This is a genomic window from Parabacteroides hominis (assembly GCF_014287585.1).
Classification (GTDB): Bacteria; Bacteroidota; Bacteroidia; order Bacteroidales; family Tannerellaceae; genus Parabacteroides; species Parabacteroides hominis.
This window is the reverse complement of record NZ_JACOOJ010000094.1, coordinates 1-1,532: the sequence shown is the minus strand read 5'-3', so window position 1 is coordinate 1,532 and position 1,532 is coordinate 1. Positions and strand designations below refer to the sequence as shown.

At 45.2% G+C, this 1,532-nt stretch carries 1 protein-coding gene; it reads right to left on the bottom strand.

Annotation, left to right across the window (positions count from 1 at the left end; genetic code table 11):
- Positions 1-1,418 (bottom strand): phage portal protein (locus H8S65_RS20785; protein ID WP_186931711.1); only part of this gene is annotated, 1,418 nt, incomplete at its 3' end.
- Positions 1,419-1,532 lie beyond the last annotated feature (114 nt).

Genomic DNA, 1,532 nt, shown 5'->3' with positions numbered 1-1,532 from the left:
GTATCTTCCTCTTCCTCCATCAGCTTCATTTCTTCGTCCAAGTCTTCCGTCAGAGGAGAATGAGCCGTAACCGTGCGCTGGGCGTTGATCGGTTTACCTCCATTGGCAAGGGACAGAGTTTGTAATGTCTCGGACAGATCTTCCGGCAAGATAGAACCAAATTCCACATCGATCAGGTTGTTCACCAATTGCGAACGGTACTTGATGTTGGTGATATTGCATATTCCAGCCAACACGACCGACACGCAACGCTGCACGACCGGACCGAACGTTTCCATGTTATCACTAGCCTTAATGGTTGCGTCCATCAGCATAAACTTACGTGCGACACCGGACAGGTTGCCAATGCCTTTCAAGTTATCAAAGGAAAGATCCGGCGTAGATGTACCGGCAAATTGTTCGTTTTTCGTTTCTTCCAATTCTTTATCTACAGATGGCTGGGAACCAGTCCATGTCAGATAATCGGCATCGCCATGATATTCCTTGCCGGATACTTCATCGACCTTGATTGGGAAGTTGATGTCTTTGCCAGTTGTTTCCTTTGAAGGCAAGTCTGAATCTCCATACGTTTTCAAGATAGGTTCTGCGAAGTAATCGTTCGTGTCGGCCATACGGGACAAACGCATTTCCCGTGCATCCATAATGCCGGCCACTTCGTCCCATTCCGGCTGGAAAACATCGGCATACACGACCGGGATTTTACCGAACAGATTGGGTACTTCTTTTATCACCCAGCCGCCCATTTCATCAATAGCCGTAATAATCTTGTCTGCCGTCCAGATCGTACAACTATTCCGGATCATGCCATTAGAGTTCACTTGGTAACGATGGATAAAAGCATCCATATCATCGTTATCGTCGAAATGGGGATAAAATTCAGAGAAAGTATTTTCATTACGAGGAACGGAAAGCGTCTTTACCTTCAACTCCGTAATCAATTTGCCATCTAATCCTTTGGAAGTATAGGGATAGAACACAAGGGCAGCCTTACTTTCAGAAAGCACCCTACGGGCAAATGACTTCAAAACGGATTGCATTTTCAATCGGCGTTCCCATACACGTTTGAATTCTTGAAAGCCATCGTTCTGATCCGTTCCCGTAATCGTCATTTGCCCGCCAAACAAGAAGGCGACAGAGGTACGCACCTCCTTTTTCGGGAAGTTGGTAACGATACGTGCCACATCGACAATCTTGTCTTCCAGTCGTAACGGTTCCCCGTTCTTATCCTTCAATGTCTCCGAATAAACCGCCAGTCGTTTGGGTTCACGCCAACCGACAGAGGTCTTACGCCGACGGCGCTCACCATGATATTCGTTATAATATTCCCTCGGTTCCCGGTATTCTATCGTATCGACACATAGCGTACTAACTACCTGTCCGAAGTCTTCATTCGTAAGGATTTCGCTTATACTTGGCATGATTGTTTTATGCTAAAATATAAAAGCAAATAGTTTTTCGCTATCAATACGGCCAGTCTAAACAAGTTTACTTTGAAATGTAAAAACCGAAAACATATATCAAAACGCAAGTAT